Annotated in this window: 21 protein-coding genes, 1 tRNA gene and 2 pseudogenes; 10 read left to right on the top strand and 14 right to left on the bottom strand. The window is 61.0% G+C overall.

The window, feature by feature from the left end; all coding sequences use genetic code 11:
- Window positions 1-605: 605 nt before the first annotated feature.
- A pseudogene (locus F3J14_RS16525) lies at window positions 606-827 on the bottom strand (transposase); the annotation flags it as partial.
- A gap of 200 nt (window positions 828-1,027) precedes the next feature.
- Between F3J14_RS16525 and F3J14_RS16520 the strand changes: the two are divergent.
- From F3J14_RS16520 to F3J14_RS36200, 6 genes are all read left to right on the top strand, one after another.
- Window positions 1,028-2,641 carry a hypothetical protein gene (locus tag F3J14_RS16520; RefSeq protein WP_166723916.1) on the top strand — a complete coding sequence of 538 codons (1,614 nt, stop codon included), beginning with the start codon at window positions 1,028-1,030 and terminating at the stop codon, window positions 2,639-2,641.
- Between the two features lie 53 nt (window positions 2,642-2,694).
- On the top strand, window positions 2,695-3,057 hold the full coding sequence (locus tag F3J14_RS16515; protein ID WP_166723928.1) for a restriction endonuclease: 363 nt from the start codon (window positions 2,695-2,697) through the stop codon (window positions 3,055-3,057).
- A gap of 298 nt (window positions 3,058-3,355) precedes the next feature.
- Window positions 3,356-3,889: a hypothetical protein gene (locus F3J14_RS16510; protein WP_124668256.1), complete on the top strand. Its 534-nt coding sequence runs from the start codon at window positions 3,356-3,358 to the stop codon at window positions 3,887-3,889.
- A 138-nt stretch (window positions 3,890-4,027) separates the two neighbouring features.
- Window positions 4,028-5,137, top strand: a complete 1,110-nt coding sequence (locus F3J14_RS16505) for a hypothetical protein (RefSeq protein WP_166723915.1) — start codon at window positions 4,028-4,030, stop codon at window positions 5,135-5,137.
- Window positions 5,138-5,278: 141 nt separating this feature from the next.
- Window positions 5,279-5,494 carry a hypothetical protein gene (locus F3J14_RS16500; RefSeq protein WP_166723914.1) on the top strand — a complete coding sequence of 72 codons (216 nt, stop codon included), beginning with the start codon at window positions 5,279-5,281 and terminating at the stop codon, window positions 5,492-5,494.
- A complete protein-coding gene (locus tag F3J14_RS36200) occupies window positions 5,481-6,446 on the top strand; it encodes a site-specific integrase (protein ID WP_211080361.1) in 966 nt (321 codons plus the stop codon). The genes F3J14_RS16500 and F3J14_RS36200 overlap by 14 nt, the downstream gene beginning before the upstream one ends.
- A gap of 116 nt (window positions 6,447-6,562) precedes the next feature.
- Here the strand turns inward: F3J14_RS36200 and vsr are convergent, their stop codons facing one another.
- From vsr to F3J14_RS16440, 11 genes are all read right to left on the bottom strand, one after another.
- Window positions 6,563-6,994 (bottom strand): DNA mismatch endonuclease Vsr, encoded by a 432-nt coding sequence (gene vsr, locus F3J14_RS16490; protein WP_166723913.1) that lies wholly within the window; start codon window positions 6,992-6,994, stop codon window positions 6,563-6,565.
- Between the two features lie 11 nt (window positions 6,995-7,005).
- Window positions 7,006-12,549, bottom strand: coding sequence for an ATP-binding protein (locus F3J14_RS16485; protein WP_166723912.1), 5,544 nt, complete (start codon window positions 12,547-12,549; stop codon window positions 7,006-7,008).
- On the bottom strand, window positions 12,546-14,078 hold the full coding sequence (locus tag F3J14_RS16480; RefSeq protein ID WP_166723911.1) for a hypothetical protein: 1,533 nt from the start codon (window positions 14,076-14,078) through the stop codon (window positions 12,546-12,548). Before F3J14_RS16480 ends, F3J14_RS16485 begins: the two co-directional genes overlap by 4 nt.
- Window positions 14,075-16,207 (bottom strand): hypothetical protein, encoded by a 2,133-nt coding sequence (locus F3J14_RS16475; RefSeq protein ID WP_166723910.1) that lies wholly within the window; start codon window positions 16,205-16,207, stop codon window positions 14,075-14,077. Before F3J14_RS16475 ends, F3J14_RS16480 begins: the two co-directional genes overlap by 4 nt.
- 14 nt (window positions 16,208-16,221) lie before the next feature.
- Window positions 16,222-17,547: a DNA cytosine methyltransferase gene (locus F3J14_RS16470; RefSeq protein WP_166723909.1), complete on the bottom strand. Its 1,326-nt coding sequence runs from the start codon at window positions 17,545-17,547 to the stop codon at window positions 16,222-16,224.
- Between the two features lie 584 nt (window positions 17,548-18,131).
- The gene (locus F3J14_RS16465; protein WP_166723908.1) at window positions 18,132-19,343 is read right to left on the bottom strand and encodes an integrase arm-type DNA-binding domain-containing protein; all 1,212 of its coding nucleotides are present in this window, start codon (window positions 19,341-19,343) and stop codon (window positions 18,132-18,134) included.
- Window positions 19,344-19,518: 175 nt separating this feature from the next.
- Window positions 19,519-19,594: transfer RNA gene (locus F3J14_RS16460), tRNA-Ala, on the bottom strand.
- Between the two features lie 66 nt (window positions 19,595-19,660).
- Window positions 19,661-20,020, bottom strand: a complete 360-nt coding sequence (locus F3J14_RS16455; protein ID WP_166723907.1) for a c-type cytochrome — start codon at window positions 20,018-20,020, stop codon at window positions 19,661-19,663.
- Entirely contained in the window at window positions 20,017-20,814 is a 798-nt protein-coding gene (locus F3J14_RS16450; RefSeq protein WP_166723906.1) for a BON domain-containing protein, read from the bottom strand. The genes F3J14_RS16455 and F3J14_RS16450 overlap by 4 nt, the downstream gene beginning before the upstream one ends.
- Before the next feature lie 17 nt (window positions 20,815-20,831).
- Complete coding sequence (locus F3J14_RS16445; protein ID WP_105832030.1) at window positions 20,832-21,416, bottom strand: SIS domain-containing protein; 585 nt, start codon at window positions 21,414-21,416, stop codon at window positions 20,832-20,834.
- Between the two features lie 126 nt (window positions 21,417-21,542).
- A complete protein-coding gene (locus F3J14_RS16440; RefSeq protein WP_211080362.1) occupies window positions 21,543-21,971 on the bottom strand; it encodes a YraN family protein in 429 nt (142 codons plus the stop codon).
- Between the two features lie 46 nt (window positions 21,972-22,017).
- On the opposite strand from F3J14_RS16440, the gene rsmI reads away from it, so the two are divergent.
- Window positions 22,018-22,896 carry a 16S rRNA (cytidine(1402)-2'-O)-methyltransferase gene (gene rsmI, locus F3J14_RS16435; RefSeq protein WP_166723904.1) on the top strand — a complete coding sequence of 293 codons (879 nt, stop codon included), beginning with the start codon at window positions 22,018-22,020 and terminating at the stop codon, window positions 22,894-22,896.
- A gap of 96 nt (window positions 22,897-22,992) precedes the next feature.
- On the opposite strand, the gene F3J14_RS16430 is transcribed toward rsmI, so the two are convergent.
- Window positions 22,993-23,604: a septal ring lytic transglycosylase RlpA family protein gene (locus F3J14_RS16430; protein WP_166723903.1), complete on the bottom strand. Its 612-nt coding sequence runs from the start codon at window positions 23,602-23,604 to the stop codon at window positions 22,993-22,995.
- A gap of 658 nt (window positions 23,605-24,262) precedes the next feature.
- On the opposite strand from F3J14_RS16430, the gene F3J14_RS16425 reads away from it, so the two are divergent.
- The 3 genes from F3J14_RS16425 to F3J14_RS16415 all read left to right on the top strand — a co-directional run bounded on the left by F3J14_RS16425 (window position 24,263) and on the right by F3J14_RS16415 (window position 26,113).
- Window positions 24,263-24,907 carry an MBL fold metallo-hydrolase gene (locus tag F3J14_RS16425; RefSeq protein WP_166723902.1) on the top strand — a complete coding sequence of 215 codons (645 nt, stop codon included), beginning with the start codon at window positions 24,263-24,265 and terminating at the stop codon, window positions 24,905-24,907.
- Window positions 24,904-25,563 (top strand): exonuclease, encoded by a 660-nt coding sequence (locus F3J14_RS16420; protein ID WP_006760444.1) that lies wholly within the window; start codon window positions 24,904-24,906, stop codon window positions 25,561-25,563. Before F3J14_RS16425 ends, F3J14_RS16420 begins: the two co-directional genes overlap by 4 nt.
- Before the next feature lie 79 nt (window positions 25,564-25,642).
- Window positions 25,643-26,113: an Lrp/AsnC family transcriptional regulator gene (locus tag F3J14_RS16415; RefSeq protein WP_006477376.1), complete on the top strand. Its 471-nt coding sequence runs from the start codon at window positions 25,643-25,645 to the stop codon at window positions 26,111-26,113.
- 27 nt (window positions 26,114-26,140) lie between these two features.
- Here the strand turns inward: F3J14_RS16415 and F3J14_RS16410 are convergent.
- Window positions 26,141-26,329 (bottom strand): annotated as a pseudogene (locus tag F3J14_RS16410) (cation-efflux pump); the annotation flags it as partial.
- Window positions 26,330-26,347: the final 18 nt, after the last annotated feature.

Here is a 26,347-nt window from a genome sequence, read left to right as displayed (position 1 = left end):
CTCCACCTTTGGCGTCAAACCAACATCCTCACAGGTACCCTCGGACTCGAGCCCGCCCCAACGTCCCCGGACCTGCCGCCCCGCCAGTGCAATTGATTGCAACACGTCACCGGATAGAGTTAGTGCAACGGTGGAGCGCAACTCGCCGGAACGGAGCAAGGAAAGCGTCGAAGCGCAGGCCGCGGCACAAGCGAATCGTTGTCAGCGATCCCGCTCGCCGGCTGCTGGGCGCGCACCGTTGGATGGACACCCCCACACTCATTACCGTGGCCATGTCGGGCTGCAAATCTCAAGTTGCTTGAAACAGCGCCGAGCAAGGTAGTCGCGACACGTTGATCCCGATCATTGGGCAGCACGCATACCACGTAGACCTTCTACATCAATGGCTGCGCAATACTAGGATCGGTCCAAATCACAAAAATCGTGACGCCGTACGGACTAATTGCCCAGTTGACGCCTCGATCCGCCGAGTCCCGTATTGCCGCATGCGATGAAGCTTGACGCCCGTTACGCGTTCTACATGTAGAAGCGTAGAATCTTGACGATACAATTTGGTAATCGACGAGCGCGCCGCCCGATTGCAATCAATTGCAATCGAAGGCGGCATCCGACAGGCCGTACCACTGTTGAAGAAAGTAGATCCGCAGCATCCGCTCCCGCCCGACCGGCGGCCGGCCCCGTTCGCCCTTCGGGTAGTACGGCCCGATCACCGACAGCAGGCGCTCCCACGGCACCACCTTCTCCATCTCTGCAAGGAAGCGCTGCCGCTTCGTCACTCGCTTCTTGCCCAGACTTTCCGGTTCTGCAAAACCGATCTGCCGTTTCATGACCGTGGCGCCGTTCCGTGAGCTTCTTTCTACAACGTCCTCGGCCCCGTCAGCGATGACTACCGAACCGAATTAGCGGGTAGCCCCTCGTCGTAAGGCGGTCACGAGGACGAGCCGCGACTCTCGCGTGGTACTTGAATGTCGGCTCTCGGGGGCGGTAGCCAACGTCGCCTTCTGGCCGACATCTGTCCGATGGCGCAGTGTTCACGACACCGTCGCAGCTGTCGATCGAAGACAATGGACTTCCGTTCGCGGTGTGCGCGATCTCCGAAATACGCATGAGCCGGTACCGCATCCTTGGTAAGGGCGTCGCAAATGCTCTATGCTTCGCCGGGAGGCGGCATCGGGGTGCGTGCACAATGGGAAGGTCAGACAAACGTCGAATCCAGAGGTTAACCACGACGCTCTACGGCAAAGGCGTCGCCCGCGTCTGGCGTCAGGCCACCGCCGGAGGCGGCCTGATTGTCCTGTCGCCCTACCTCACCTCCCGCACAGCAGAACAAGTACTAGCGAAGGCTGGGCAAAGCCGAATCTACACCCTCTTCGATGCAGACATCTTCGGGAACGGGTCTTCGTCTCTCGCCACCGTTAAGACCTTGATGGCTGCCGGGCACAAGGTCTTTTGCCTTCCCGACCTGCACGCGAAGATTGTCATGGCACCCGAAGGGTTCGCTAGCATCGGGAGCCAGAACCTGACGCAGGCAGGCACCCGCAGACGCGAAATCACCGCGACGTTCACGGACTCCCGCGCCCCCGCTGCAATCTTAAGAATGATCGACCCTTGGCTCGCGGAAGCCTGGGAGATCACGAGCGAACTGCTAGCTGCCATGGAAGAAGAAGTTAAGGCGCTCTTCCCGGCCTTCAAGAGTGCCCAGGCGCAAGCTGCGGAAGCGCAGGCACGCTTTGAGCAGCGTCGGAGAGAGATCGCCGCCGAGCAACGTCGCGTCCAGGAAGAACTGCGCCGCCAGCTTGAAGATGAACAGCGCCGGACCGAGGAGGAGCGCAAGCGGACTGAGGAGGATCAGCGCATCGCAGAAAAGGCTCGGCAGCGCAGCCTGACACTCCACGAAGGCTGGTCGAGAACGCACGAATATGTGACCATAGATCGCGTGCCCGGCGAAGAGATCACGTGTACCGTCAGTTCGAGATACTCCGGAGAGAGCTTGTCGAGGCTGTACTCCCTGATGGCGGGAGTTGACGATACGTTGCTCGAATGGACCGCCAACGGCGAGCCGACATCGCTCGAGAGGGAGTTCCGGTACCTCTGCCTGCTCGAGGATACGGGGGCGATTGGCTGGGCGCGAGTGGCGATTACTCGGATCTCGTTTATCAGCGCCGACCGGAAAGACTACAACCCGATGCAGTTTGGGGACAAGACTTACAACCTGGTGTTCGAAGGCAAGAGATGGGGCAACGACGACGGGGATGCAAACTTGGTGATAGGCATCTGCGACCATTACTCGTTCCGCCCAGATGTGAACGTCCTAGCCTACTTTGATGGCATGGATCTGGAGATCATTGACGTTAACCTAAGCAACGCGCCGTATGCTAACCAGATCGTCGGCCGGGAAATCTGTGACTGGATCGACGAAAACGGCTCGGAATTTCGGGAAACGGTGATACCCAAGATGCTGTCTGGGTATCAGCCTTTTGAAGATCGCCTCCGTGGAGCCAAAGTCCGTGAGTTCTTTGGCGACCAACTCACTGACATCCATATGCGCGTGATGCTCAGTCACGGGCAACCGTTTCTTGTGGCAAGACGGGGCTACTACGTCAAGTATGAAGTGCGGCCCCGCCGAAAGCGCCATCCGTAGCCACCGTTGATTTTTTGCATGGGTCAGCGCTATCGACCGCGAGAAATAGCTAAATCCTATTTAGAAGACCGGACCATGTTGAAGTCGACATCATTGCGTATCGAGATCCGCTAGGCACGGTTTCTCCGCGAATCAAGGTGCAGGTCAAGCACAAGATCGACACGGCAGCGAGAGTCCAGGAAATCCGCGAGCTGATGGGGCTGCTCCAGAAGGACGGCGATGTCGGCATCTTCGTGGCGTCGGGTGGGTTCACGCCCGAGGCCAAAGCCACGGCCCGCAGTTCGCACGCCCAAGTCGAGTTGATCGATTTGGATCGGCTCATCGCGTTGTGGCAGCAGTTTTACCCGCAGCTCGCCGAGGACGACAAGGTGATGCTCCCGCTGACGCCGATCTACTTCTACGCGCCGTCGGTGTAGAAAAAACGTGAACGGCGAGGTCGACGCGAGATTCTACCTGCTGTTTATGATGGTCGACACAGGCCGCTCTAGTCTCGACTATTGCAATCAATTGCACGGATGCGACAACGCGGTGTCCCCTGCTGCGTCGCACGAGTGTGAACTCGTCCAAATCGCTGGACATGCTGAATACTTTGAGTGCGATAAGCAAGTGATGCCGAAAACGGCCGCCGGCAATATCGCGGTTCCCACCGGGGGCTTTAGCTTGAACGTGCCGTCATGCTTGCGACCACTGTCCGATCAATCCTAGAAACTAGTCATGGAACGTCTCTACGCGCTGGATAAAATACTGAGCAAGGCCTTCGCGGACTTCGCGGCGATCTCAGACGAAATCGATCTGCCACTGATCTGCGATCTTTCCGACGACGCGCCGATCAGCCGCCTGACCTATAGCGGAATCTACCGCATTGACATCGCGACCCTCGCCACGCCCGACACCAGCGTCTCTGCATGGATGCAAGCTTTTCGCGCGGAGTGGGAGCACGAGGACTACAAGAAGAAGTTCACGCCGAACCTCAAGAAGAAGCGGATCAATCGCCACCGTTCCATGCCAGAGTGGCTCCCACTTTATCTTGGGAAATCAAGAAATGTGGGCGCGCGAGTCCTGGAGCATCTCAATCTCGGGCTCGACAAAACGACCTTCGCGCTGAAGCTCCGGGCGCGGCCGACCATGGCCACGCGTGCATTTCGCTTGCACGTACTCGAGCTGCGCGTTGAAAACTATGACCTCATCGCCCCGGCACTTGAGGCAGCCTTGCGTGACCGATTCAATCCGATCGTGGGCAAGCAATAATCAGGCATCTGAGACAGTGATCCACCAGCGCACCACGGATCAAATTCCACAAAAAATTAACCGATCACAATAAAGCTTTACATTAAATGTATTAGGACTACGATTTAATAATATCCAAATACATCTCCATACCCGCTCATGCAAGCCAAGCAAGCAGTGCGTATCTATGCTCCGCCTGCGTTAACTGCAATCCTCGAACACGTTGCATCGTCATCGGTCGACGTCGGCGCGCTTCCCCTGCTTGAGGTGAGCGACCGCTGGTTGCTCGCCTCCAACCTGCAGAAGGCGATCCGCCTGGGCCTGACGGAGGTCGCGCTGGCAACGGCGGTGAAGTTGCTCCAGGTCGACGAATCATATCTCTGGCGGCGGCTTCCCGTGGTCGCCTACGAGGATGTGGGCGCGGGAAGCCATGAGCGCTGCCTCGAAGTGCTGCAGCTGTTCCGCCGCACCGCGCTCCATCGGCGCTTCGGCAGCATGCGCGTCGCCGGCTACCTCGTCCGCCGGCTCTGCGATGCCCCCAAGAGCCGCGCGCTCTGCGACGCCATCGCGGCGCTCGAGTTCTCGCCCGAGCTGTCGAGACTCGAGCAGCAGGTGTCGGTGCTTGACGACGCCCAGTTGCTTGAGGCCATCGCGGCGCCCACCGCCGACGTGGTCCATCGCGTGGCCTGCCTGCGACAGATTTGCGGGTACCGTCGTTTCTGCGGCGGCGCCTGGCACACGGTCGCCGGACCGCGTCGCGACCTGATGGGGGCGGTCTGCGATCGGATGCAGCTTTCCCCAAACGAGCACGCGTTGTACATCTGCGGCAACGGCGTGACCGACTCGTTGAACGTCCCTGTGCCCGTCATTGCCGAGCTCGTGCGCGCACAGCGCCCGGTGCATCGCGCGATGGCGACCGGCTTCGAGGGGCGGCATGGGATCCTGTATGCGGCGCTGGACCGGCATACGCGGGTGGGCAAGCGCTGCTTTGCCGCGCTGCTCGCCGAGTCGGTCGCGTTGTGCCGCTTCTTCCGCGACCACCCCGGCACCGATCCGGTCGCCGCCCTCGGCTGCGCCGCGTTCGTCAGCGAAGGCGCCCGGCTCGACCGCGAGCTGATGTTCGATGGCCGCGAAACATTGCGTCGGCGATTCGAACAGGCGTTCTTTGCCAGTGTCGGCCTGCAGCCGGACGCGGCCGCCGAGCTGACCGCGTTGTTGCGCGACGCGCGGGATGCGCTGAACGCGCTGCGGGCGCAGGCGCTGGCATGACCCGGCTCGTCGCCCGCGCTTTACTAGCGATAACACCCACTTATCGCTACCTAACCAGGGCACTAGTACAACGCCAGTCATGTCCCAGAACGCCAGGCCGCCGGCCCACCCCGCCAGCCCAACCATGAAAGGAGCGACAGAATGGAGCACCGCATCGAGGTTGAATCGACCAGCCGCTGGGACGACGTCCAGTACGAGACGGTGATCCCGAAGTGCCTGTCATGTATCCATTGGCGCGCGGATACCTTGGCGTGCGCGTCGTACCCGCAAGGCGTGCCGCGAGAGATCCTGCTGAATGTCGTGACCCATTTCCTGTACCGTCGCGCAGAAAAGGGACCCTCACGTGGAACTCGCTGAACTCCTGCCATGCGGCCGATATCCTGCAGCACCCGCTGCCCTGGTCAAAGAATGGCCCGCCGATACTCTGCCGGACACCGTTGGCTCCTATGTCGCCGCCGCCATCTCAGACAATACCCGCAGAGCGTACAGGGGCGATCTCACGGACTTCCTCCACTGGGGCGGCACCATCCCCTGCACGCCAACGATCCTCGCCGCGTACCTCGTGGACCGCGCACCGACCCTCTCCCCGCATACGATCGCCCGCAGGCTCGTCGGCATCAGCCGGGCCCATCTAAGCCAGGGATTCGCTGATCCCGCCCGGAGCGACCTGGTCCGCACCGTGCTGCGTGGTATCCGGCGCCAACATGGCGGCCCCCAGCGCCAGGCCGCGCCGCTGTTGACGGACGAGATGATCACGCTGCTCCCCGTCGGCACCGATCTCAGGAGCCAGCGGGATCGCGCGCTGATCCTCACGGGCTTTGCGGCCGCGCTGCGCCGGTCGGAACTGGTGGCACTGGACGTGCGCGACCTCGCCTTTGTCGACCAAGGCATGGTGCTGACGCTACGCCGAAGCAAGACCGATCAAGCGGGAGTGGGCCGAAAAATCGGCGTGCCATTCGGGCGACCCCGCGCCTGTCCGGTGACGGAAGTCGCCAAATGGCTCGAGCACTCGCACCTGCATGACGGCGCGGTGTTTCGCGCAATCGACAAGAGTGGCGTACTACGCGGCGACCGCCTGACCGCCCAGTCGGTGACCCTCGTCGTCAAGGCGCGCGCCCGGGCCGCAGGACTCGATCCGTCCGCGTTGTCTGCGCACAGCCTGCGTGCGGGCCTCGCCACCAGTGCCGCGCGGGCCGGCATCCCGTCTTACAAGATCCAGCAACAGACCGGGCATCGCTCGCTCGAGATGCTCGCGCGGTACATCCGCGATGCCAACCTGTTCGAACACAACGCGGCTAGCGTGCTGTAAGCGGAACGCCCTGCCGCAAGGAAAGCAGTACTGGTGGTTGCAATCAATTGCAATCGGGCGCCCTGCCGACATGGGTAGTCACCACGCAATCCGTAAAACGGGCATTACTGGCCGACTTATTTGGCAGCGCGCGATTTAATTTGCCCCGCAAGCCTCGCGCCAGTCTGCGATGCCTTTGCTGGGGTAGCGAGCTCGCATTCCCAGGCTACAAAGACCCTCCACCCCTGCACCTCTAGCTGGGCGACAACTCTTGTGTCCCGCGCAACATTCCTTTGGAATTTTTCAATCCAAAAGGACGTATTGCTCTTCGGCAGCGTCGCGATACTGCATCCGGCATGCCTGTGCCAAAAGCAGCCGTGGACAAAGACAACTGCCTTGTAGCGAGGGAAAACAAGATCCGGCTTGCCGGGAAGACCTGCACCATGCAAGCGGTAACGCAGCCCAAGCCCGTGTAACACCCGACGTAGTGCAAGCTCGGGCTGGGTATCCTTGCCACGAATCCGGGACATTCGTTCAGAGCGCTCGCTTGGCGAGAGGAAGTCAACCATGACACGCGCCCCTACGCGGATTGCCGTGAGTCTCTGTCAAGCTCATAGAAGGGGAGACCTCTAATTACTTCGCCAGAGACATCGAATGATTTGTAGAGACAGTGATGGTTGCGCAGAGTCTTTACTCTTTCGGACAACTCCCCCAGATCTGATGTGAAGCCAAGCGCGCCCAATTCGGCCGGAGTGACGTTGGGGACCTTATGGATGAACCAAGTCAACAACGGTTCTCGATAGTCCGTAGTACTTGCCTTGAAGTGCCTAAGGTACTGCGACGCTAGAATCACGCCGGTTCCGAATTCACGTCCTTGAAGCAGGAGCTTGCGTAACACGTCAAACTCGTAGCGCATAATGTTATCCGCCTCGTCGACAAGCAAATACGAGTCAATCACGCGCAGCTGCGGATCATTTCCAATGAATGGGCGCTTTGGTGTTCTAAGCATATTCTCATAGAACATATTCAACATGATGGCCACCAGCATATTCTTGCTGCGGTCATCCTGCCCCATCGCATCGAGCGACACTACTACCACGCCGTCGAGGAATTCGTCGAACGGCTTCGTCTTGGTCGGATCACGCTCAAAGACGGCCATGTCCACCAAATCGTCGATAATCGCCATTGGAGAGTCAGACTTCCCGCCCAGTAGCTCCCGGTACTCAGCATGAATATCGTAGATGGTCGGCTGACCACCTCGTATGGAGCTTGCTTCATAGGCGTTCCGGACGGCCCCTTTGAGCTTGTCACGTTGCACCGGCCCGATACCGGCATACACCTTATCGAGGACATCGGCGAAGAAGCGAAATCTGTCGAGCCAGGGGGCCACAGACTCCCCCATTGACGATGTGTCAAATAGGTTAAGCGGCAAGTGTACAGGCCGGACAATACGTGCACCGGTTGCCTCGATGAATTCTGGATTACTGTAGTCCCGCTTGTAGTCGAATATCAGGAATCGTGGCTTGATATTGCGATTTTCGCTGCTCGCGGAAGTGATTTGGTATATCAGCGACTTCAGCAATTGAGTCTTGCCGGTGCCGAGATCGCCGACAACGCCAATATTGAGCTGGTTAAGCCGCGTATCCGAGATATTCAGTGAAATCGGGCGAGGCTCGAATCCGTCGACGGTCTTGCCGACGGAAAGAATGATGCCACTACAGCTTGCGTCTTCCGCTACTTCAGTCGTTGCTTGTTGAGAGGCTGCACTAGTACCTTGGGCGTTCATTTCGCGACGCGCGGCATCGGGTACGGCGAGAGAATCCGCCGTACTCGCCTCGATGTTCGAGCTACCCTCGTATGCGGGCGGAGAGACGCAAGCGGCGTCCTCGGTGTCCAGCCTGATTGTGCCTGCGGATGAGGGGAGGAGCCGCCAATCGCCGACCTTGGAGCGGACAGCATCGTAGAATTCCTGAGCATCGTCACCGATGATTCGCCCTGCGTCACCGGGAGAAACAAATATGCTCTCGCAAAAGCCATCGTCGTCACGGTCGTGCGCGTCGCTGAGTGACGACCCATCTGCGACTATGAGCCGCCCGCTGGGATCTACGGTAATCACGGGTGCTGGGCCCAATATTGCGCCAGCGATACGCTCGTGGTAGCCGGCCCACCGCGGGGCCTGCGCTTTGACGAGTTCGTGCTGGCTGTATACGCGCAAACCGAACCCAATCATCGACAACAAAAGATGTTGGTACGCGAGCTTCCAGACCAATGACATCGAGGCTCGCTCTTCCATTGCGGTGAGGAGTGTCGATAATGCTCGGGCTTGCGCGAGTGCGTCCTTGGCCTCATTGGGACTGAGTACAGTGGATCGCTGCCTGCATTTGACCTCGATTGGGGTTAGGTGAATGCGAACATTGTTCTCGCTGACACGAAGTCCAGCGACCAATAGGTCCGGGCGTGACATCGAGGCTTCCCTACGCTCCTTGCCCAGCGATCGAGCGATGTCCGAGAGGTAGCCACGAAAGGGGTCGACAGGAATTATGATCGCAATACAGGCATCTTCGGGTGAGCCGGACAGCACCGGTAATATGCTCTCCAAATTGCCTGTCGTACGGAACTGGTCCTGCAGCAGTCTGACCGCCAGGAACAATCCGAGGTCTCCAGTGGCTCCAGTGTCGTCGCCAGAAAGGCCACGCACCGTTGGAATCCCCCGCCTGGCAACCTCGAGTAGGATTTGCTCGACTTGGCCGTCGCTAAGCGCCCTATCGCGTCGCAAAGGTTGGAGAACCCTGCTCAAGGCATCGCGATCGGCATCCCTCACTTGAGATAGCAAATAGTAGCCACTCGTATCGCCAGCGCGATGGGAATATGACGGCAAATCGTAGTCCCACAGATAAGTGCCCTTGATCCATCCCCCCAAAAAGCAGGCTGGGTCGATCGCGGAGGACGAAACTGCGACGAAATCGGCCTTCTGCTCCTCGAGCATGCCGGATACGGCATGCACGTTGGGCGCAAATTGTAGGCCGGTCGATTCGCCATACCCCCCTTCCAGAACGCTTATGCAATTGGCAACCTTGTCAGCGAAAACTTCGCCCGACGGGGGCATGGGCCGCGCTTGCCGCGACTCGCTGAGAAATGTGCCATGCAACTGGCGCCTGACTCTATGTCGGATCAGGCCGCCGGTCCCCAGCGGAGAGCGTACCCCAACGACGCTGTATTCCGGCTGTGCCGAGTCGAGCTGGGCAATAATGCCGAGATCGGGCTTTGTGTCTGGTGGTTGGTCGTCGAACCAGCGGACATTATTAGCCGTGTCTTCGGACAGGCTTGCGATCGCGGCCTGATCCGGGCGTGAACTCTCGGGCCTCACATCGAAGATCTCGAGCACGCGCGTGCCTACGCTTTCTCTCTGCGACGCGTTTTCTCCGTTGCCGAATCGCTTGGCACACCATACTGCAAGCCCCTCGTTGCAGGCATCGGTAGGGGCACCACCGCTGGACACCACCAGACTCACAATTGGCTTCGCGGATAGAAGGTCCGAAACGTCTTCGAGTGCTCGGGCCACTTGTGCAGGGCTAAAACCACTCGAGATGCCGCCCACAACCAGCCCAAATGTACCGTCGAATGGGGCTTGGCTTGACTTTTCGGCGATCTGCCCGAGGCGCAATCCATTCCAAAGCACCGACCAATAGTCGGAGCTGCATTCGACGGAGAGGAAAGGAGTCTGGTCTATGCCAGAGGGTCCCCCCGGAGCCTGAAGTGACATTACCAACAAGTCAGGAATGCAGTCCGGATCCAGGATGCTGGCGGCGGGGCAAGGGTGCGGAGTGCTGCCTTCGGCCGACTCGTATAGAACTTGTTGCGCAAGGCAGTGCCAAGCCAATCGCAAGGGGTGCAAAGGGGAAAGCAAGATAGCATCGGGAACCCGCGCAAGCGTACGACCATCTGCTTCCCGCGGGCACACCGCGACGACATCGACCCAGCACGCGACATCGCGGTCGGCGGCGAGCCATGCCGTGTACGATTCAAGATATTTCTCGACCAAGCTGCGGAAGTCAGGTTCTTGTGCCATCCATTTCCCAAGGGGCGCGGATTCGACAAGACCTGCGAAATCGCTAGTCGCCCTTATTCGCTTGGCGATTTCCTTCCGGGCTTCTACAAATCCCTGCGGGGGCACGAATTGCGAGGCTATGGGCCGCGGATCGTGCAGGAACCGAGCGTCCGAAAGGACTGGACCAACAGATCCACTCCAGTCCGGCGACATCCACTTGGTTACGTAGTCGTCAGATAGCACCATCGGAACGAAGGACTTGTCGACGTTTTGCTCGTCGAGTATCCATGCCTGGATACTCGACGAACGAGCATGACGATCAACCTGTACGACGGCCTTCGTATCAAACCTCTCGAGATGACGCCGATTGGCCTTGATTAGACGCTCGAACTCGCTCCGGCACCCCTCTTCCTTGGTTTCCTCACAGGTAATGTAGACCTTACATGTTTCGATCCCATCACGTCCCGGTGGCCGGAAAGAAATCTCAAGTTGATACTTTCCTTCTGCCTCTATCTCAATCTGGTATTCCCCCTCCCTCGATTGATGCAACTGGAGTACTTGACGTGGATCCGCGGATTGTTCGGTTGCGTCATCGGGCACACCCTCGGCCTTCGTAATGGTGGCATCCGGTGAGACAAGAAGCATCAGCTCGTGGCGCCCCGAGCCAGGAAGAGAAAGCGCAGTTTCCCAATCTGCTCTGGCGCCGCCCCTCTTCGGCTTTTTGGGTGGGGATAGCTTGGTTGCCATCCGAGCCGTGACGAGAATGCCCGGGAGCCAGGCAGCAAGCGAAATGACTCTGCAGGTGGCGGCCTTGCCGCTATTTGCGGTCGCCTTGTAGCTGATTGGGGACCGCTGCGCGACTACCGGCGGTATATCGTGGTGTGTTACCTCACCCGCGACATGGATCGGAATTCCGGCCTTGCCGTGAGATCCGCCCGAAAGTAGCACCTCGACGGTCTCACCATTCGGTATAGATCCAGTGGATATGCAGAGCTCGACCCCGGTACGAACGATCGCCGGCATCCCACGAACAATAGGGAGGATGGGATTGGTGCAGCGAATCGTGAGGTCTTCCACCGACCCATCAGGATCCTCCGCCAAAAGCTCAGCCCAGCATTCGCTCGTCAGCACCCGCCACCATTGGGGGGGCGGGGCCAACTCGAAGGTATCCGATGGCAAGTAGAAGGCCGGAGTTGCACGTCCGAAGGCAGTGGGTACCTCGCACGCTCCCTGTACGTGGCTTAGAAAGGCGAATAGCGCGTGCCTGATCGACTCGCTCGTGGCCGCGGCAACCAACCGATCGATGCTTGTCTTAAATCCATCGGCCAACTCATCGGCAACCTTTTCGAGTATGCCTACCTGCGACTTAGCGTCAATGCCGCCGCTCGGCATCGGAGGCGTACCGCACGCGAGCGCCAATGCCGAACCTGATGGCAATCCGAGCGCATTGCCCCCGATCGAGTAGAGGCGCGACAGTAGCCGCCAGACGGCCACCCGGCAGCCCTCGCTGGGGTCAACTTCATCGACTGCAGCAGCAGCCTGCTTGACGATTAGCTTTGCTTCCGCAAGCGATTCTGCGCTTACATGCGCATCCTCCAATCCTCGCATTACAAGTAGCTGGACAAATTCATCCTCCCACCACTCTTCGAATGTCGCATGACCGGTATTGCTCGAGGCACTTAGTCCGAATTCCTCGGTAGTCGAGGCCACCGACCTGTTGTTATGCTGCCCAGGTGGCATGAGTGCAACAAAGCTGGCGATGTTGGGGTCGTTGCGGATGTGCAGGAGGTGGCTCTCGTTGCACTTGCCCGACTCACCGATGCCGGGATTGGAACCGAACGAATTGCTCTGCGGGAGCTGCAGCAACACCGGCAGGGTGACTTCGACAGCGTCCTGACCATGTACTATCTTTATGCCCCCATCGATGACAAGTTCGTTGAAGACCTGTTCAAGGAGATCGAGTGGCGGGCCATGGAAGATAAAGCGCGACTCGAGCCTATCGGCAGGCTGCTGCAGCGCAGCGTCCTGAACCTTGCGTCGGACAATGTTGCCGAGGAAATGTACGAGGCGATTCATTCAGTTATGCCCGTTGCTTGATTGGCTAGAAAGGGAGGCAGCAACAACATTCCACTCTCAGCGTCCGGGCTATCCAGCACGAGACCAAGCATCCTAAGCTGGTGGCCCAGATCGTTTTCGGAGATGTCGTGGCGATCGACAACGATGCCATACGCTGCAAGATGTTGGCCCAGTCGGTGGATCGAGCGCGGCCCGCCCATGCCGGCAAGAGCGCAGTGGACGAGCGCGAGCACAGCGACAGGCCCAAGCGACACGATCCAGGGACTAGATGAGCTATTACCTCGCTTTTTGAGCACGTACCCTTGGTCATATCCTCTAAGTAATTGGATCGCTGGCAGGCGTTGACCAAGTACGTGTCGCGCAAACTCGTGCATGTTGGCACCAATGCCTTTGCTACAGTTCAACGCGCGAGCCTCCTGTTCGCGAATTTCAGCCAGCACGGCCTGGGTGCCTGCTCGCTCCAAATCCAGTTGGTTGTCCCGGATGTGTTGGCATAGCTTGGCGACGTCGTGGCTCGACGAGATAGCTCCGACATACGGAGCATCGATGTCCTGCAGCGACCAGAGAACTGTATTGATGCCCAGACGCGCCGTCAGGTAGGCGGAGACTTTGTCCTTGAATCCATTCAGCGCTTTCCCGCCGTATGCCATATATACGGGATTGTTCGGGAACATCGCCGCTCGAGTGGCATCGCACCCACTCGGCCCCTTCCCAGCAAGCGCTTCGGATAGGCAACGCCACATTCGCGCCTGCACATCACATAGCCAAGTAACGTGTGACACGGCGGCCAGGCGAAGGACCGCCTCCAACAGGCTGATCCACTGCCGGCGAGTCATCGCAGGCTTGGCGCGAATGAGCGCGCGCAAATCTTTCGTGAATTGCCTCGCAGGCATGAATTTCACACCATCAAAGTCGTCGCATTCAAGGTTGGCGACCTCAGAGCTAGGTATCGGAGCAAATTGCCAACTTGGATGATGAACCCAAGCCCCAGTTTCCTGCTCGAGCCAGCGGGCGAAGACATCATCCTGATCGCTAACGCTGAGCGCGGAAAATAGGTCTTCCCAGAGGGCTAGAGCGGAATCGGGGTCCTTGGATCCAAGCCAAATCATTCGCCGGATCAACTTACCGGGTACCCACGGATTTCCTTTTAGGCGAGCAGACCCTGAAAAAAACGCGAGAGATGGAACCAGCGGAGTCACTTGCAGGAAGCGCTTGGCTGATTGATTCGGTAGTTTCGGGCTTTCGAGTACCCCATGCAGAACCGCGTTCCAGGCATCTACTCCTAACGTTGCACCACTCGGTGCACTCGATGGCTTGCCTCGAAGCCGTTGTATCGCCCTTTCGACGTCGCGCCCGGCTAGAGGGACGTCACTCTCGCGGACAGATTCGAAGCCAATTGTGCGATAGAGCGACGCCAATAACACCTCGGAATTCGCATATTCCGGGGCTGGATTTATGGCGAGTGCGGATTCTCTGTACGCCTGATGGGAGCCTCTCCAAGGTTCTTGCTTAAAATCCGCCAACGTCATGCTCGCCCCTCCCCTTGAGCTGCGATAAAGCGGCCGTCCCAGTAGGTCTCGATCTCAGTTCCGTCCGCCCCGATCCTGATTTTCGCTTCCGTAATTAGTTCCTGATCGCGCACTATCGGTCCGGACAATCTCGCCCTTGTCGTATCAAGCAACGCGACGACGGCACTGGGCAGGGACGCCGGAGAAAGTCCGCGTTCCATTTCTTTCACCGCCTTGAAAAGGTCGTATGTCAACGCAACAGGCTGTCGAGATTGACCGCGACCAACCTCGAGGAAACAAATGGGAGAGCGCGGTCGGCCGTCCGTGGGAAGACGAAGCATGTCAACCTTCCGGGCTGGCACCACAAGGATTGCTTGTCTTTGTTGCGGCGGGATAGGTTGCCCGAAAGTGGTCGTCAGGGAAACCTCAAAATACTGACCGTGGTTCAGTAGGTTTTTAACCTGCTTGGCTGCCTCGAAGAGCCGCTTGCCGGTGCCGTCTTCCTCCACCACTTGTTGGTAAGCCTTCAGTATTTTGAGATCTGCCACCACTGCCGAACGTATGCAGACACTACGTCGCACGAGCCGACATGCGAAATCGCGAAGAATGCGTTGCAGACGGCTTGCCGCGGCAGGATTTCTACGACGAACGGACGGCGCTGAAAGGATCTCGTCTGCCGCGCCTAGCCGTCGTAGCAACTCGAGCTCGGTAGTCGCCAGAACCTGATGCTTGCGGATGAACTCGATGCCACCGGCGACTGATCGACTGAACCTCGTGTCCAGTTCACCGAGGAGCACCTTGCTTCGGGCACTGACAGCAACCTCGATGTCTGGGCTAGCCATGGCCGGGTCCAGCAAATCAACAAGGCTTTCGAGCAAAGATCCGATCGTTGCCGGCAGATACGTGCCCTTGCGCTCCTGTAGGAAGTGCTGAAGCCCAAGTAAGGTGCGTGTTTCGGTTGTTCCCTTGTCAAGCCCAAGATCCTTGATTCCCTCTCGTAACGTGCTGCCAGCCTGCGGATCCCAGCGATGGAAAAGCGCATGTTGGTAGCTAGACGTCGCGAGATGGAATATGGCGGCCAATTGCTGCCGGTTCGGATCTCGTGCCTGTTGCCCGGCCTTGTCCAGCTCGGACAAGCGCATTGCCGTTCTGCACGGATCACCGTGCGATTCATGTCCGGAAGGCCGGTTGCCGGCAAGCATGTAGGAAATTAGGGTGAACAAGTCCCGGAAGCTCCAGCGCTTGCCGCTGGCGAGTTCGTACCATCGAAGGATTTGCAACAACGACGATCGTGTCTCATTGCGGGATAGGAGGGATTGGCTGTGGCAGAACGGGCAGCTATCGCCGGCGGGACATTTACCTTGTTCTTCCCAATGTGCTGGATCCGTCGCATATTCAAGCAGGACTGAGCCAGGGGAGGGGGAACCATCTCCTGGGCTGACCAGCAGAGATTCGGCATCCATTGGCCAGACGGCAATGTCGGGAAATCCATCAAGTGGCCAGCAGGATGGGGCGTACGCTGAAAGGCTGACAGACTTGGTAACGGCTTCCAGTAGGTCGCAGGCCTTGCCATGATTGTCGTCTAGGGCGCGGATCAAAGCGTCGTCAAGGACGCCGCGATTGACGCAACACAAATAATGCTCACTAGGCGGGCCGTCCATTAACCCGAGCAGTTCCTCAATCAGCAGATCTGGGGCGCCACGCCCTTCATGCCCTGCCGTTGCAGACGCGTCTTGAACGATGGACAGTTCAAGCGTGCGTGGAGAGCAAGCCAGTCTGCCCGCGTCGACCCTAATTACTCTAGGAACGGCTTGCCCGATCGGTGGGTGGAACGACCTTGATAGCGTGTCAAGAAGGCGTCCCTCGGCGGCCAATCCCCTGTCTAGGCAATTGATTGTATGTTCGATTGCCTCCGTCTTGCCATTTCCAGGCCCACCCACGAGCAAAAGAATTCGGGGTGTGCCTGAAATTCCTAGCGCAATATTCTCTGCCCAGAGTTCAAGCCGGGTTATCAGGCTGGTTTTCAGCAATTGCTTGCTGGGCCGACCGCTGTGGGGATCAAAGAGACGCTTGACTCCTCCAGAGCGGTGGCCGGCCCATTCGATAAGATCCTTCGGAAAGTTGGGGGCTTGATGTGAAGAGTTTTCCATGATGCCGACCTTCCCTATGCGGCTGCAGCGATGAGCTGGCGTTGGCTCACTAGGCGGTTTCGTTTGTCCGCCTTCTCAAGTTCGATGAGCATCGAGACGGCAGCGAGACCGATGGCCTCCGCAAGCAATGGCGGAACAGCATTGCCTACCTGGGTATAGCGCGGACACTCTTTGGTACGCCGTTCACCGCCGGTCGTAAACTTGCCGCGAAATCGAAACCAATCCGGGAAACTTTGTAGACGAGCACTCTCTCTCACGGTAAGGATCCGCGGCTCGGAATAGTGAAGGATATCGTCTGGTAGCGTTGTGATCGTAGGTGCCGGCTCCCAGGCCGACATAGGGTAGATTCGGTGCTTTTTGAGACCGAATCTCGCACGGCTTTCATCATTCATCCTGACGCCCTGAGCGCATTCATTGATTATTTTCTCGAAGCGCTGCCTGACTTCGTTACCGTGGCGGGCCAGACGCATGCTGTCCATAGCATCGTTTCGGCAATGCTTGTGCATCAAACGCTGGTAAGGACTTGTCGGACCAAGGTAGTGGACTTCCTCAAATCCCTTTGGGGAGAGCGGGTCGGTGCAAGGCTTGGTGACGGATCGATTGACCAGGAGATCCGATATAGCGTCCTGTGTGGTGACCATCTTCGTTTTTGGCAAACCATGCTTGGCGAGCAATTCGAGCCGCTTCGACTCGAGCAGTTCGAACGCGCGCAGGACTCCGCCAGTCAGCTTGGAAGCGAGGTCCTTCCGTAACCCGATGACAATTAACCGGGACCGGCGTTGCGGTACGCCAAAGCGCGATGCATCCACGATCTCGCCATGAACCTGATAGCCAATGGTCTCGAGACTCCGCTTGAGCTTTTCATAATATGACTCTGATGGCTGCTCACGGGCGTCGTCGCCCGTCTTTGTCGTGTGCGCCACTTTCATTCCTGGTACGTTCTCGAGCACCAGAATTGACGGTTGAACAGCATCCACGACCTGAACGTATTTTTCGAAGAGCAGGTTTCGTGGGTCTGCCTCATCTCGCCGACCTGCAAAGCTAAACCCTTGGCATGGAGGTCCTCCCGCCAGGAGTTGGATTTGACCTCGCAACTGACTGAGATCTTGATGGTGCATTTCCAACAGGTCGTCAATGCCCCAAGCTTGTTTCGTAAGCCAGGCCGGCCACGCAAATTTCGCGACCGGTACTTCCCGGTCACTTAGAAAATTGTCTGAGAACGTTTCGAACGCCATGGGATCGCGCTCGACGGCGAACACGCCCTGAAGCCCGGCCATGGACAGCCCTAGTGAAAGGCCGCCACAGCCTGAAAAGAGGTCAACGAACTTGAATTTGGGCATGGTTGAAATTATTTTCCTGGCAACAGAAGTAGCGAGTCTGGACAGGCATTTGTCCAGATTCCGACTTGGAGGGTGTTCTCAGCAGCCAGCACGTCGTGCTGGCTAGCCTACCGTTCCTGATCTCATTGCGCCAGGGCCATGAGCATTCAATCGGACATCTCCAAGGCCCCCATAGGGCTTTCGGCTACAGCATGACCGTTTCGCCGCTTTGCTCGGCCACTGCAACTGACATGAGCGCTGTCTCGGAAGCAGGGGGTGCGCTGACTGGTTCGGCCACACACGCACGCGCCACTCGCAAGGGCTTGTCCTGCCTCCTGGCGAAGTCACGGGAATGCCCGATCAACTGACGCCCGACTCCCGAATGCAGAAACTCCCTCGGCGCCAATTCTCGGGCCTAGGAAGAGAGCGACCGTGCAGGTGAATGGGTCCAGCAACGTATGCGTGTCAGGGACTCAGAGAGCGAGAATTATATGTGCGTTTATGACACTCAAAGGCATGCAATTTACCGCCACCCCGGCTGAGGTGTCAGTGCTGCAAGCATCGGCACAAAGCGTGCGGGGGCACGCATAGCGACACCTCGACTACTAACCCTGGACCGAAAGATGAATTATGTGCGCCCCTTGCTTCAACCGATCAAGGTAGTCCGCCCACAGCTGCATCATCATCCGGCGTTCCTTGAGGAATTTCGTTCGGTTGTAGGCGGTGCCGAGGTTGTCGGGCACCCGGTGGGCCAGTTGGTGCTCGATCACCTCAGGTTTAACATGCAATTCTTCGTGAAGGATGGTGCGTGCCATTGCCCGAAAGCCGTGGCCCGTGATTTCAGTCTTGGTGTCGTACCCCATACGCCGCAGCGCGGCATTGATCGCCGCCCCACTCATCGGCTTGCGGGGATCGCGACCAGGAAAAACATGTTGCCGCTGCCCCGTCAGGGCCTGCAGTTCGCGCAGGATGGCCAACGCCTGGGCGGGCAGCGGGACGAGGTGTTCCGTCTTGGTCTTGGTCACGAGGTAGCGCCATTCGGCTTTGTCGAGGTTAAACCCCGACCATTCCGCCGTGCGCAGTTCGCCGGGCCTGACAAACAGCACCGGGGCCAACATTAACGCGCATTTGACGATGAAGGTCCCCTGGAACCCGTCGATTGCACGCAGCAATTCGCCAACCTGAGTGGGATCGATGATGGCGGCATAGTGTTCGTGCTTGAGTGGCGGGAGCGCGCCTCGTAGGTCGCCGGAAGGATCGCGTTCGGCACGGCCCGTCGCCACGGCATACCGGAATACTTGCCCGCAATTTTGCAGTGCCCGGTGAGCCGTGTCATGTGCGCCGCGCTCCTCGATGCGACGCACCACGGTCAACAATTCGGGCGCGGCAATGTCGGCAATGGCGTGTCCACCGAGCCAGGGGAAGACATCCCGTTCTAGCCGCTGAATGATCTTGTCGGCGTGGCTGGTGGCCCAACCAGAAGCGTATTTCGCGAACCACTCGCGAGCGATCACTTCGAACGAGTTGGCAGCCCGTTCCTGACTCGCTGCCTTTTTCGCTTTCTTGGCTTCCCCCGGATCCACACCGTTTGCCAAGAGCTTCCTGGCGGCATCCCGCCGCTCCCGCGCATCTTTCAATCCGATATCCGGGTAGACGCCCAAGGAGATGCGCTTTTCCTTTCCGCCGAAGCGGTACTTCAGGCGCCACCACTTGCCGCCCGCGGTCGAGATTTCCAGATACAGGCCGCCACCATCGAACAGGCGGATCGGCTTCTCGCCGGGCTTTGCCTTCCGGATCTCAGCATCGGTAAGGGGCATGTCACGCCTCCTGGGGGCAAGTGCTTGCGGGGGCGGGTGAGTTATCCCCAACGTTGCCCCCACTCGCCAGTGGATTCAAACGGTCTCCATTGGATATTATAGGCAAGAAAAAACCCCGCGAGCCTTACTGGCTGCGGGGTTTGCGGATACATCAGGATTCGTCTAGATAATCTATTGGTGGAGCGGAGGAGGATCGAACTCCCGACCTTCGCATTGCGAACGCGACGCTCTCCCAGCTGAGCTACCGCCCCAACAGACAACCATCATACACATGCATTTCCGCGCTTGGCAATAGGGCTTGCCTCACCCCCGACGCGTCACTTCGACGGTCCACCGGCCAGCACCCATTCGACCACGGAACGCAGATCCGCGTCGCTCAGGCGCGGGTGCGCCGGCATCGGAATCGCGCCCCAGACGCCGGAACCGCCATCCTTCACCTTCTTCGACAGCTTCGCAACGGCCTGCGGATCGGACTTGTAGCGCGCGGCGATGTCCTTGAACGACGGGCCGACGAGCTTGCGGTCCACCGCGTGGCAGCCCATGCACGCATTGCTGCGCGCGACCTTCAGGCCGTCGCCGACGTCCGCGTGCGCCGCGCCGAGCGCACCGGCCGCGAGCGCCGCGGCCGCAGCGCCCTGCACGATCCATTGCCTGATCGTCATCTGCGTCGACTTCATTGCGGCGTTGCCTTCGGGTTGCCCGGATGCACGCTCGACGAATTCGAGATCGGCGCGGGCGGTTGTAGCGGGGTGGACTGGACCGATGCATCGGGCACCGCGCCGACCGTCGCGGCATCCGCGGGCGCGGCGGCGGCCTGCGCGCCGGACGCAGTGCTCGGCGACGCAGCCTGCAACGCCTGCGCGTCCTGCGGCTTGATGTACTGGAACACCTTCACGACCTTCTCGACGCCCGGCACCTGGCTCGCAGCATCCGCGCCGCGATTGCCTTCGTCGACCGTCACGAGACCCAGCAGGTAGATGTTGCCGCGCTCGCTGACGACCTTGTAGTAGTTCGCCGACAGCCCCTTCGTCGCGATCAGCTCGGACTTCACGCGCCCTTCGAGGTACGAGTCGTTCGCGCGCGACGACAGCGACGACGCCGGCTCGACCGACAGCTCGTTGACGATCGCGCTCACGTTGTTGATGCCGCGCACGATTTCCTCGGCGCGCTGCTTCGATGCGTCATTCGGCACTTCACCCGTCAGCAGCACGCGGCGGTTGAACACCGTGACGTTCACGTGCGACTGGTCCGGCAGCCCGTTGTTGATCTGCGTGAGCGACTTGACCTGGATCTCGCGATCCTCGGTCTGCGCGCCGAGCGTACGGCGATCGGTCGCGATCAGCGCGCCGCCGCCGGCCGCCGCACCGAGCACGCCGAGCACGCAGCCCTGCAGCGACATCGCGAGGCCCGCCGTCAGCGCGGCGAGCAACGTGGTTCTGACGAGCGTCTGTTTGACGCGGCTTTGATTCATCGACGGCTCTCCTTCGTTCAATCCTCACCCAGCAGCATCGCGTCGATGCCGTCGCACAGGCAGTGGATGGTCAGCAGATGGACTTCGTGGACGTGCGCCGCACGCGAGGCGGGCACGCTGATTGGAATATCGGTATCGGACAGCGCGGCCGCGACGGCGTGGCCGTCACCGCCCGTCAGCGCGACGACGGTCATCTCGCGCTCGTGCGCCTCGTCGATCGCGGCCAGCACGCGCGGCGACGCGCCGCTCGCGTCGAGCACCAGCAGGATGTCGCCGGTCTGCCCGAGCACGCGCACCTGCTGCGCGAACAGCTGATCGGCAGCGGCTGCCCCGGTGAGGCCGCCCTGCGACGCATCGGTGGCCAACGCGATCGCGGGCAGGCCCGGACGCTCGCGCTCGAAGCCGCCGACGAGCGACACGGCGAGGTAGTGCGCGGCGGCGGCCGACAGGCCGTCACCGCATGCAACGATCTTGTTGCCATTCGCCAGCGCGGCGAACATCGCATCGACCGCGGCTGCGATCGGCAGCGACAGCGCATCGGCCGCTTCGGCGTGAAGCGCGGCACTGTCGCGAAAATGTTGCTGAATACGTTCGACTGACATCGATTCCTGGTGAACTGGGCGCGTGGCACGCAGCACGCAACGTCATGGGTGCGGCGAGTTTACCGCACTCCGGCACCGTCTCCAGCGGTATGGCAAGAACTCTTTACATCTCGTCACAGCTCGCGGCTACACATCGTCGGTACGAAATGCGTCACGCAGCCACTCGAGCCGGCCGGCCTCGAACGCGACGACGTCGAAACGGCACGCGGCACCCGCGCCGTGCCGCACCCAGAAATAGAGCGCGGCCGCGACCAGACGCCGCCGCTTGCGCCAGCCGACGCTCGCGGCCGCACCACCGTGCCGACTGCTGCGCCGCGCGCGCACCTCGACGAACACGAGCGTGCCGTCGGGCGTGCGCATCACGAGATCGAGCTCGCCGCCGCGCATCGTCACGTTGGCCGCGACGAACGCGAGACCGCGGCGTTCAAGGAACTGCCGCGCGCGCTGCTCGAACGTCGCGCCGACCGATCTGGATCCCGCCGCGCCGGAAAAGTTGCCGCCGCCGGGCGGCAAACCGCGCCCGCTGCCCGGCGCGGCCGGCGCCGCGTGGCACAATGCCGTCCTTGTTCCGCTTGCGCCGCGATTGCGCGCATTGCCTGCCATGACTGCCCTCCTCGAACTCGCGCAAACGCAGCACTACCCGGACGCCGCGCTCTACGTGGTCGCGACGCCGATCGGCAACACCGCCGACATCACGCTGCGCGCGCTGCACGTGCTCGGCCTCGCCGACCGCATCGCGGCCGAAGACACCCGCAACACGGGCCAGTTGCTGGCCCGCTACGGGATCTCGAAACCGCTCGTCGCCGTGCACGAGCACAACGAACGCGAAGCGGCGCTGCGCGTGATCGAACTGCTGCGCGCCGGCGAACGCGTCGCGTACGTGTCGGACGCCGGCACGCCCGGCATTTCGGACCCCGGCGCGCGGCTCGTCGACGCCGTGCGCGCGGCCGGCTTCCCGGTGATTCCGCTGCCGGGCGCGAGCGCGGCCGTGACCGCGCTGAGCGTGGCGGGCGACTGGGCCGGCGCGTTCACGTTCGCGGGCTTCCTGCCGCCGAAGGCGAAGCAGCGCGCGAACGCGCTGCAGGCGCTCGCGCGGCACCCGTACGCGCTGGTGTTCTACGAAGCGCCGCACCGGATCGCCGACACCGTCGCCGCCCTCGCCGACGCGTTCGGCCCCGCGCGCCGGCTGCTGATCGCGCGCGAACTCACCAAGCTACACGAGCAGCTGTTCCAGGGCACCCTGGCCGAAGGACAGAGCTGGCTCGACGGCGATGCGAACCGGCAGCGCGGCGAGTTCGTGCTGGTCGTCGAAGGCGCGCCGGCCGACGTCGGCGAAGCCGACGACACCGCGCACGACGCGCTGCTCAAGCTGCTGCTGGAAGAAGTACCGGTGAAAAGCGCGGCGAAACTCGCGGCCGCGCTGACGGGCGCGTCGCGCAACACGCTGTATGCGCGCGCACTCGTGCTGAAGGAAGGCTGACAGGCGAGCGCGGGCGGCTCCCGCCGCCCGACCCGCGAAAACGCAAAAGGGCTGCCTGAAGGCAGCCCTTTTTGCATGAGCGGACGAACCGCCGCGTTACTTCGACGATAGCGACGCGAGCATTTCGTCGCGTGCCTCGCGCGCTTCCTGCGGCGACAGCCCTTCGATCTTCACGCGACCCGTGCCGGAGTGCACGAGGCCGATCATCCGGGCGGCGGCATACGACAGGTCGAGCACGCGGCCACGCTTGTACGGCCCGCGATCGTTGACCTTCACGACGACCCACTTGCCGGTCGACGAGTTCGTCACCTTGATGTACGAGGACAGCGGCAGCGTGCGGTGCGCGGCGGTCAGCGCGTTCATGTTGAAGCGCTCGCCGTTCGCGGTGCGGCGGCCGTGGAAATCCCGGCCATACCACGATGCCCGGCCCGTCTGGCGGAAGTCGGACACGTCCTTGCCGTCGATCGGCTCGGCATCCGCCAGCGACGACTTCTTCGCGTCCTTGCTGTCGGCAGCCGGCATCGACGCCAGCGCGGAATCGAAACTCAGTTGCTGCTTGTCGTCGTCCGCCTTGGCGGCCGCGGCCGTCTTGCTGACCGCGTTCTTCTGGTTGGCGCTGCCGGTGGTCTGGCTGGATGGCACCGCACAGCCCGTCAGCGCAAAAAATAATGCAATGGTCCCGAATCGAGTCGGAAAACGGAAATTCATCGACGTGTCGCCTTGTGGTTCGGGCCGCACCGATACAACGCTGCTCAACAACGCGGATACACGGCCCGGACGGCAAATGCGGGCACGCCCCGCTCGGATGCGAGCAGGCGGCTAGCATGGGCGCGGCTTTCGTCTCTGCCGCAACCGTCCTGATTAGTTTTCACGTCTGGCGCAACCTGTCCCCGGCAGCCTGACCAGACCCCACATGCCGCCATCGAACATGGCTTTCACGTTCGCGCGCGTCGCGTACAGCCAACGCACAGGAACGGCGGCACAGGCCTCATCCGGCGGCGCGGCAGCAAGGCCGCAGACGGGCGCGCAGCACCCGGCCGGACAAGACGTGAGCACCGAATGCTCGGTGCTGGATACACCGCCGGACTCCCCGGCGGTCGATGCTTGACGGTGAATCCGACGCCCTCATTTAACGGGGCCGAAACACCAGCGAATTGCGTGAAATTCACGCGCAATGGGCGGCATTATACATAAATCAAAAGGTCATCTCGAAAAGGCCCCCGCCCGGACCATTGATTCTCACTATGGCGGTAAGAATCGGGATGCCCGGGGATTGCCCGCACGCGCGCGTCCGGCGCTGCACCGCAGGAGCGGCAGGCCGTGCGCGCGACCGGTACAATCGCTCCTTTTAGCCGCCGGTGCCTCCATGAAAGTCACGCTCATTCCGGTCACGCCGTTCCAGCAGAACTGCTCGCTGGTCGTCTGCGAAAAGACCGGCCGCGCCGCCGTCGTCGATCCGGGCGGCGATCTCGAACGGATCGAACAGGAGATCGCGCGGCAGAACGTGCAGGTCGAGAAGGTGCTGCTCACGCACGGCCACATCGATCACTGCGGAGGCGCGAAGGCACTCGCGACGCACTACGGCGTGCCGATCGTCGGGCCGCAGGAAGACGAGCGCTTCTGGATCGAGCAACTGCCGATGCAGAGCCAGCGCTTCGGCTTCCCGGCCGCCGAAACGTTCGAGCCGGATCACTGGCTGAACGACGGCGACACCGTGCAGGTCGGCGACGAGACGCTCGAGGTCTATCACTGCCCGGGCCACACGCCCGGCCACGTCGTGTTCTTCAGCCGCGCGCATCGCGTCGCGATCGTCGGCGACGTGCTGTTCGCCGGCTCGATCGGCCGCACCGATTTCCCGCGCGGCAACCATGCGGACCTCGTGCGCTCGATCAAGGAGAAGCTGTGGCCGCTCGGCGACGACGTCACGTTCGTGCCGGGCCACGGCCCGGTGTCGACCTTCGGCGACGAGCGCCGCACGAATCCGTTCGTGTCCGACAAGGTGTTCGGATGAACCAGACCGCCATTCCCGAAATCTACGTCAGCACCGACGTCGAGGCCGACGGCCCGATTCCCGGCCCGCACTCGATGCTGAGCTTCGCGTCGGCCGCCTATACCGAGGACAAGCAGCTGATCGCGACGTTCTCCGCGAACCTCGAGACGCTGCCCGGCGCCCAGGCCCATCCGGTGCAGGAAGCGTGGTGGAAGACCGAACCGCAAGCGTGGGCCGCGTGCCGGCGCGACCTGCAGGCGCCCGAGGCCGCGCTCGTCGCGTACGTCGAGTGGGTCGAGGCGCTGCCGGGCAAGCCGGTGTTCGTCGCGATGCCGGCTGGCTTCGATTTCACGTTCATGTTCTGGTACATGATGCGCTTCACCGGACGCTGCCCGTTCTCGTGGTCGGCGCTCGACATCAAGACGCTCGCGTTCGCGATGACGGGCCTGCCGTACCGCAAGGCGATCAAGCCGCGCTTTCCGAAGCACTGGTTCGACGATCATCCGCACACGCACGTCGCGCTCGACGACGCGATCGAGCAAGGCACGCTGTTCTGCAACATGCTCGCCGACCTGCGCCGTCAGCAGGCGGCGCTGGCGGGCCTCGCGGTGGCCGATACCGACCGGTCGGAACAGGCGGGGGCGGGACAAAATCCCACGGATCCGCGCGCAAATTAGAGAATCTCGCTCAGCGGCACGCCGCCAGATTGCCTTTCCTTTCCCGGCCCTCTAACATTGAGCATGTTGTAGCTGCCGCATGGAGGCGCAGGTGACGCTCGATTCCTTTTCGCAAAAAATCCTTCGCCTGTTGCAGCTCGACGCGCGCCGTTCCGTACAGGAAATCTCCGACCAGGTCGGCCTGTCGAGCACGCCGTGCTGGCGCCGCATCAAGGACATGGAACAGTCCGGCGTGATCCAGCGCTACACCGCGCTGCTCGATCGCGAGAAGCTCGGCCTGCACGTGTGTGCGCTCGCGCACGTGCACCTGACCCGCCACAACGAAGGCGGCGTCGAGCAGTTCGAGCGCGAAATCGCGACCTGCCCGGAAGTCACCGAGTGCTACAGCACGACGGGCGAAGCCGATTACATCCTCAAGATCGTCGCCCCCGACATCAAGGCCTACGACGTCTTCCTGCACGAACGGATTTTCAAGATCCCGGCCGTGTCGCAGGTGCGCACGAGCGTCGTGCTGCGCGAAATCAAGTTCGACACGCAGTTGCCGCTGTAACGCGCGGCCCGCGGCCGCCTGCGCCGCTCACGGCTGCGCGGGCAGCTCGCGCGTGAAACCGATCCGGCGCGCGCCGAACTGGCGCTTGAGCGCGTCGACATCGAGCCGGCCGGCCAGCGCCGCGTCGGTATCGCCCGCGGCGGCGTCCAGCGTCACGTCGATCTCGAGCCCCGTACTCAGGTAGTGCAGGTTGATCGCGGCCGGACGCAGCCCGCGCAACCTGCACTACCTGAA

Origin of the sequence: Burkholderia sp. Tr-862 (assembly GCF_011753085.1) — a bacterium.
Classification (GTDB): Bacteria; Pseudomonadota; Gammaproteobacteria; order Burkholderiales; family Burkholderiaceae; genus Burkholderia; species Burkholderia ambifaria.
Note: the sequence above shows the minus strand (reverse complement) of the source record. Positions and strands in the feature narration are given on the sequence as shown.